At 69.3% G+C, this 6,853-nt stretch carries 6 protein-coding genes; 3 read left to right on the top strand and 3 right to left on the bottom strand.

The window, feature by feature from the left end; translation table 11 throughout:
• Window positions 1-121 precede the first annotated feature (121 nt).
• From J1C73_RS27230 to J1C73_RS27220, 3 genes are read right to left on the bottom strand one after another with little or no spacing between them, the layout of a single operon-like run.
• Complete coding sequence (locus J1C73_RS27230) at window positions 122-1,090, bottom strand: MerR family transcriptional regulator (protein WP_207318711.1); 969 nt, start codon at window positions 1,088-1,090, stop codon at window positions 122-124.
• The gene (locus tag J1C73_RS27225; RefSeq protein WP_207318710.1) at window positions 1,087-2,868 is read right to left on the bottom strand and encodes an SDR family oxidoreductase; all 1,782 of its coding nucleotides are present in this window, start codon (window positions 2,866-2,868) and stop codon (window positions 1,087-1,089) included. The genes J1C73_RS27230 and J1C73_RS27225 overlap by 4 nt, the downstream gene beginning before the upstream one ends.
• Complete coding sequence (locus J1C73_RS27220; protein ID WP_207318709.1) at window positions 2,865-3,716, bottom strand: M24 family metallopeptidase; 852 nt, start codon at window positions 3,714-3,716, stop codon at window positions 2,865-2,867. The genes J1C73_RS27225 and J1C73_RS27220 overlap by 4 nt, the downstream gene beginning before the upstream one ends.
• A 280-nt stretch (window positions 3,717-3,996) precedes the next feature.
• Between J1C73_RS27220 and J1C73_RS27215 the strand changes: the two genes are divergently transcribed.
• Genes J1C73_RS27215 through J1C73_RS27205 form a run of 3 tightly spaced genes read left to right on the top strand, consistent with a single transcriptional unit; the run spans window position 3,997 to window position 6,837 of the window.
• Window positions 3,997-5,031, top strand: coding sequence for an ABC transporter ATP-binding protein (locus J1C73_RS27215; protein WP_307797808.1), 1,035 nt, complete (start codon window positions 3,997-3,999; stop codon window positions 5,029-5,031).
• The gene (locus tag J1C73_RS27210) at window positions 5,021-5,929 is read left to right on the top strand and encodes an ABC transporter permease (protein ID WP_207318708.1); all 909 of its coding nucleotides are present in this window, start codon (window positions 5,021-5,023) and stop codon (window positions 5,927-5,929) included. Before J1C73_RS27215 ends, J1C73_RS27210 begins: the two co-directional genes overlap by 11 nt.
• Window positions 5,926-6,837 (top strand): ABC transporter ATP-binding protein, encoded by a 912-nt coding sequence (locus J1C73_RS27205; RefSeq protein WP_207318707.1) that lies wholly within the window; start codon window positions 5,926-5,928, stop codon window positions 6,835-6,837. The genes J1C73_RS27210 and J1C73_RS27205 overlap by 4 nt, the downstream gene beginning before the upstream one ends.
• The last annotated feature ends 16 nt before the right edge of the window (window positions 6,838-6,853 follow it).

The raw sequence follows: 6,853 nt of genomic DNA, 5'->3' as shown, positions 1-6,853 counted from the left end.
GCCGAAGCCGGCTTCGGCGTAGCGACGTTCACCGGGTAATTCTTGTCCACAGGTTTGATCCACAGCCAACTCAAGTTATCCACAGGGAATTTGACGATTCTGTGGACAAGTGCCGTGCCATTTAACCCATTTGGTCAATTTGCTCCGCATTGGCGTGAGATGAGGCAAGTGTGTCCAATGTTCTTGCTTGTACCTCACGTTCAGTGGCCGCCGCGACGAAGGCGGAAATGTGCCCGCGGCCAACCAGCCGTTCCACGGCCGTGATTGTCCCGGGCGGCAGGGCTACCGGCACCGGCGGACGCGCCGCGCTGCCCGCGGTGAAGGTTTCCTCGGCGGTGAGGTGGTGCTCCAGGTGCCGGGTGGCGAACGTCCGCATCGCACGCGCGAGTTCGGCGTCCACCGTCTGCTGGGCGAGCGGGCGGAGTCTGCGGACCATCGAGGCGGCCTCGGCCGCGTCAGCGTCCGTCGGAGGCCGATGACCGAGATAGCGGGCGAAGACATGCTCCGTGGTGAACTCCAGGAAGCGGGAGGCTATCTGCTCGACCTGGCCCCGAAGCTCCCTCAGATGTCCGGAGATTGCGCTGAGCGGAACACCCGCCGCGTACAACTCCACCGCGACCGCCAGCTCTTGGGGGCTCGGCACGAGGAACTCGTCATCCCGTCCGGGGATCCGTTCGAGCACGCCGAGGTCCACCGCCTCGGCAACGGCCTGCTCGTCAGGAGTGCCGCCGAACTTCACGTCCAGCTCGGCCCGGGTGATCCGGTCCGCCCGTTCGTCGGTCCACGGTCCGTGCACCTCGGCGACGAGCCCGAGCACCCCGCCGAGGCCGCGGCCCGTGTCCCACGCCTCCAGCAACTCCTTGATGCTGGCCAGCGTGTAACCGCGGTCGAGCAGATCGGCGATCTGCCGGAGCCGGGCGAGATGGGTGTCCCGGTACACATTGGCCCGGCCCCGCCGCTCCGGGGTCGGCAGCAGCCCGCGGTCCTGGTAGGCGCGGATCGTGCGGACCGTGGCACCGCTGGCATGCGCCAGGTCCTCGATCCGGTACTCCGCGGCCGCCCGGCCGGCCGACGGCCCGGGGCCGCTCACAGCGGCGGCTTCAGCCGGGCGATGCCGCGCAGCGTCCCGGGGCTGAGCCGGGACAGGAACCGGGCGGCATGGGACTCCGGCGTCACCGGGACGACGGCCTGGTTGCGGACGACCGCCCGCAGGATCGCCTCGGCGACCTTCTCCGGCGGGTAGTTGCGGACTCCGTACAGCTTGCTCGTCCGTTTCCGCAGCCGCTGCTCCTCCGCCGCGTCGGTCCCGGCGAAATGGGTGGTCGCGGTGATGTTCGTGTTGACGATGCCGGGACAGACCGCGCTGACCCCGATCGACTTTTCGGCGAGCTCGGCGCGCAGGCACTCGCTGAGCATCAGCACGGCGGCCTTCGACGTGCTGTACGCCGGAAGCGCGCGCGAGGGCTGATACGCGGCAGCGGAGGCCGTGTTGACGATGTGACCGCCCTGCCCGCGCTCGGCCATCTGCCTGCCGAAGAGTCGGCAGCCGTGGATGACACCCCAGAGATTGACGTCGAGGACGTGTCTCCAGTCCTCGGCGGTCGTCTCCAGGAACGAGCCGGACAGCCCGATCCCCGCGTTGTTGACCAGCACGTCGACGATCCCGTATTCGGCGGCTACCTTCTCGGCGAGCTTCTCCATGGCCTGTTCGTCGCTGACGTCGACCGTCTCCGCCCAGGCGGCCGGGGCGCCGATCAGCCGGGCCAGTTCCGCCGTTCGGGCCGCACCGTCCGCATCCCGGTCCACGGCCACCACCCGGGCGCCCGCCTCCGCGAAGGCGAAGGCGGTGGCCCGGCCGATGCCGCCGGCCGCGCCCGTCACCAGGACGAGCTGTCCGCCGAACCGGTCGGCATGCGCACCCTTCGGCGCGGTGTCCCGCACCGGGACGCCGTCCTGCAGAGCCGCCTCGTTGGCGGCGGCGAACTCAGCGATCCACGAAGCCAGCTGGTCCGGCCTGGTGCGCGGGACCCAGTGCTTGGCCGGCAGGGTGCGGCGGGTCAACCGCGGCACCCATGACTCGAGGTCGTCATAGAGCTGCTCCGACAGGAAGATGTCACCGGTCGGCGTGATCAGCTGGACCGGCACATGCGCGTAGGCGTCGGCGCGGGGCCTGCGCAGCCGGGTCCGGACGTTGTCGCGGTAGAGCCAGGCTCCGTGCGCCGCGTCGTCGGGCAGGGACGCCGTCGGGTAGTCGCCCGGCGGCACCTTCTCCAGCCGCTCCAGGATGCCTGGCCACCGCTTGCCGAGCGGGCCGCGCCAGGCGAGCTCCGGCAGGACCGGGGTATGCAGCATGTACACGTACCAGGACTTGGCGCCCTGGCCCAGCAACTGGCCGACCCGGCGCGGAGTGGGCCGGGCCATCCGCTGCTTGATCCAGTGTCCGAAGTGGTCCAGGGAGGGGCCGGACATCGAGGTGAAGGAGGCGATGCGGCCCTCGGTGCGGCTGACCGTCGCGAACTCCCAGGCCTGGACCGAGCCCCAGTCGTGCCCGACCACATGCACCGGCCGGTCCGGGCTCACCGCGTCGACGACGGCCAGGAAGTCGTCGGTCAGCTTCTCCAGGGTGAAACCGCCGCGCAGCGGAACGGGCGCCGTCGAACTGCCGTGACCGCGTACGTCGTACAGCACGACATGCCACTGCTCGGCCAGTCGCCGGGCGACCTGCGTCCAGACCTCCTTGCTGTCCGGGTAGCCGTGCACGAGCACGATCGTCGGACGCGTCGCCTCGCCCAGCTCGACGACGCACAGCTCGATACCGCCCGTGGCCACCCGGCGCTCGCGCGCCCCCGGCAGATCCCGCAGACTCATGCCGCCACCCTCTCCTCGGCCCAGCGCCGCACGTGCGGCAGATCGTCGTCCAGCCAGAAGGCGCTCTGCTCGGGGTCCCGTGAGTCGGTGACGACCAGGATCTCCTCGAACTTCGTGCCGGTACCCCGGAATCCGAGATGGGGTTCGACCGCCCACAGGCCCGGCTGCGGGGGATGGTCGGAGAAGCGGTACGGGCTCCAGAGCGGCGACCAGCCGTCCCGGTGTCCGTGGACCGCATCACTCAGCAGGCCCTTGAGCGACTGGGTGCCGAACCCGAACACGTGCGGCGACCAACGCCGTTCGGCCACGCGGTCGACCTTGTGGGCGATGACTCCGAAGGGGTACGCGCGGTGCCGGTTGGCGTAGCCCTGCCTGATCATCAGGCGCTCGACGTCCTCGTAGATCTCGCGCAGCGGGCGTCGCTCGCGCACTTCGCGCAGGATCAGCTCGCGATGGACCTCCAGGTCGGCGAGCAGCCTGTCGTGCAGCGGGTTCAGCCCCAGGCAGCCGGAGTAGCCGATGTCAGCGGTGAATCCCCGGTACACCGGGGCCATGTCGAGGATGAACGGCATCCCCGGCTCCAGCTGCCGGTTGGTCGGGAAGAACTGCAGCGGCACCTTGAAGCCGGTGAACGCCGTGCGGTCCCCGAACCAGGCGAAGGGGAGATGGAACCAGTCCCGCACGCCGCGCTCACGCAGCCACTCGCGCTGCATCCGGGCCGCTTCCCGCTCGGTCACCCCCGGCTTCAGACGGGCGGCGACCGCTTCCGCGCAGGCGTACGCGAGACGCTGCACGTCTCTGAACCCCTGTAGCTCCGGGGCCCGTTCGTCGTTCACTCGCGAGGCCATGCCACCGTCCGTTCCCTGCCGTGTGCGGTACGTGTCCGTAACGTGACACTGATGAATGTGACAATGTCCGGCGGCTACGTCAAGGGGTGTGCGGGACCTGTGGACAACTCCGCGGACCACCCCGGCGCGACGGCCGGGACCAGGCCGTGTCCGCGAAGTCCCGGGGCATCGGCCTCCTCCTTCACGGGGTCCCCCTACGGGTCCGTACATCTGGAGTCTGACGAGAAACCAGCCGCCAGGTCTGACGACCGGTGTGGCCCGCGCCACTACCGTTCATGACGTGACTGTCATTGCGACCGAAAGCCTGAGCAAGCGGTTCCCACGGGTGACCGCGCTTGACCGGCTCTCCTTGGACATCGGCCCCGGTGTGACCGGGCTGGTGGGCGCCAACGGAGCCGGCAAGTCCACGTTGATCAAGATCCTGCTGGGTCTGTCTCCCGCCACCGAGGGCCGGGCCGCGGTGCTCGGGCTCGATGTCTCGACCAGCGGCGCCGCCATCCGGGAACGGGTCGGCTACATGCCCGAACACGACTGCCTGCCGCCCGACGTCTCGGCCACCGAGTTCGTCGTCCACATGGCCCGGATGTCCGGACTGCCGCCCACCGCGGCGCGCGAACGCACCGCGGACACCCTGCGCCACGTCGGCCTGTACGAGGAGCGCTACCGCCCCATCGGGGGCTACTCGACCGGCATGAAACAGCGGGTGAAGCTGGCCCAGGCCCTGGTCCACGACCCGCAGCTGGTCCTCCTCGACGAGCCGACCAACGGGCTGGACCCGGTCGGCCGCGACGAGATGCTCGGCCTGATCCGGCGGGTGCACACCGACTTCGGCATCTCGGTCCTGGTCACCTCGCACCTCCTGGGCGAACTGGAACGCACCTGCGACCACGTCGTCGTCATCGACGGCGGGGCGCTGCTGCGCTCCAGCTCCACCAGCGACTTCACCCAGACCACCACGACCCTCGCGGTCGAGGTCACCGACAGCGACACCCACCCCGACGGCACCGACGCGCTGCGCCGCGCCCTCACGGGTGCGGGGATCAAGCTGGTGGGTTTCGACGGCCTGGACACGGAGGGGCTCCCGGGTGCGGGTCACATCCTGCTGATCGAGGCGACCGGCGAGGAGACGTACGACGTCGTCCGCGACAGCGTCGCCGGCCTCGGGCTCGGCCTCATCCGGATGGAACAGCGCCGCCACCACATCGCCGAGGTCTTCCGTACCGAAGAGGCACCGGCAGCGCAGGCCGCGGCGCAGACCGCGTCCGTGGCCGTCGGGGCCGTACAGCAGAAGGGGAGCGGTAGCGATGAGCACTGAGACCGGCGTCGCGACCGGGAGCGAGACCTCCCGGATCCACAACATCGGCTACCGCGCCTACGACGGCCCGCGCCTCGGCCGTGCCTACGCACGCCGCTCGCTCTACTCGCAGTCCCTGCGCGGTACTTTCGGGCTCGGCCGCTCGGCCAAGTCCAAGGTGCTGCCCATGCTGCTGTTCGGCGTGATGTGCATGGTCGCGGCGATCATCGTGGCCGTGGCCATCAACATCCCCGACTCGACGAAGCTGCCGGTCAAGTACACCTCGTACGCAATCTATCTCCAGGCGGTCATCGGCCTGTTCCTTGCCTCGCAGGCACCGCAGTCGGTCTCCAGGGACCTTCGTTTCAAGAGCGTGCCGCTGTACTTCTCCCGGCCGATCGAACGGGGCGACTACGTCGCCGCCAAGTTCGCCGCCATGGCCTCCGCACTCTTCGTCCTCACCGGTGTGCCGCTCGTCATCCTCTACGCGGGCGCACTGCTGGGGAAGTTCGACTTCGGCGACCAGACCAAGTGGTTCGCCCAGGGAATGGTGTCGGTGGCTCTGCTGTCCGTACTCTTCGCCGGCCTCGGCCTCGTGATGGCCGCCCTCACCCCGCGCCGGGGCTTCGGCGTCGCCGCCGTGATCGCCGTACTCACCATCTCCTACGGTGCGGTCTCCACCGTCCAGGGCATCGCCTGGTCGACCGGGTCCACCGGAGCCGTCCCGTGGCTGGGGCTCTTCTCCCCGATCACCCTGATCGACGGTGTGCAGACCGCGTTCCTCGGCGCCACCTCCGCCTTCCCCGGAGGGGAAGGCCCGGGAGCCGGTGCCGGAGTGGTCTATCTGATCGTTGTTCTCGCGCTCGTCGCCGGCTCGTACGCCGTACTGATGCGCCGCTACCGGAGGGTCGGGCTGTGACCACCATCGAGATCGACCACACCTCCCGCTGGTTCGGCAATGTGGTCGCCGTCAACGACGTGAGCATGACCGTGGGGCCGGGTGTCACCGGTCTGCTGGGTCCCAACGGCGCGGGCAAGTCCACGCTGATCAACATGATGGCCGGATTCCTCGCCCCGTCCACGGGTACCGTCACGCTCGACGGCAAGGTGATCTGGCGCAACGAAGCCGTGTACCGGGAGATCGGCATCGTGCCGGAGCGGGAGGGCATGTACGACTTCCTGACCGGCCGCGAATTCGTGGTGGCCAACGCGGAACTGCACGGTCTCGGCGACGCCGAGGCGGCAGCCGCCCTGGTCACGGTCCAGATGGAGTACGCGCAGGACCGCAAGATCTCGACGTACAGCAAGGGCATGCGCCAGCGCGTGAAGATGGCCTCCGCGCTGGTCCACGACCCGTCCGTGCTGCTGCTCGACGAGCCGTTCAACGGAATGGACCCGCGCCAGCGGATGCAGCTTATGGAACTGCTGCGACGGATGGGAGCGGAGGGTCGCACGGTCCTCTTCTCCTCCCACATCCTCGAAGAGGTCGAGCAACTCGCCTCGCACATCGAGGTGATCGTGGCCGGACGGCACGCCGCGTCCGGCGACTTCCGGAAGATCCGCCGGCTGATGACGGACCGCCCGCACCGCTACCTCGTACGGTCCAGCGACGACCGCGCGCTCGCTGCCGCGCTCATCGCCGACCCGTCGACAGCCGGCATCGAAGTGGACCTGAGCGAGAAGGCCCTGCGCATCCAGGCGGTCGACTTCGGACGCTTCACCACGCTGCTGCCGAACGTGGCACGCGAGCAGGGCATCCGGCTGCTGACCGTTTCGCCGTCCGACGAATCCCTCGAATCGGTCTTTTCCTATCTCGTAGCGGCCTGAGTAGTGGCCGATAAGG

The sequence above is a fragment of the Streptomyces laculatispora genome (assembly GCF_017353455.1).
Lineage (GTDB): Bacteria > Actinomycetota > Actinomycetes > Streptomycetales > Streptomycetaceae > Streptomyces > Streptomyces laculatispora.
This window is presented reverse-complemented; position numbering and strand designations above follow the sequence as displayed.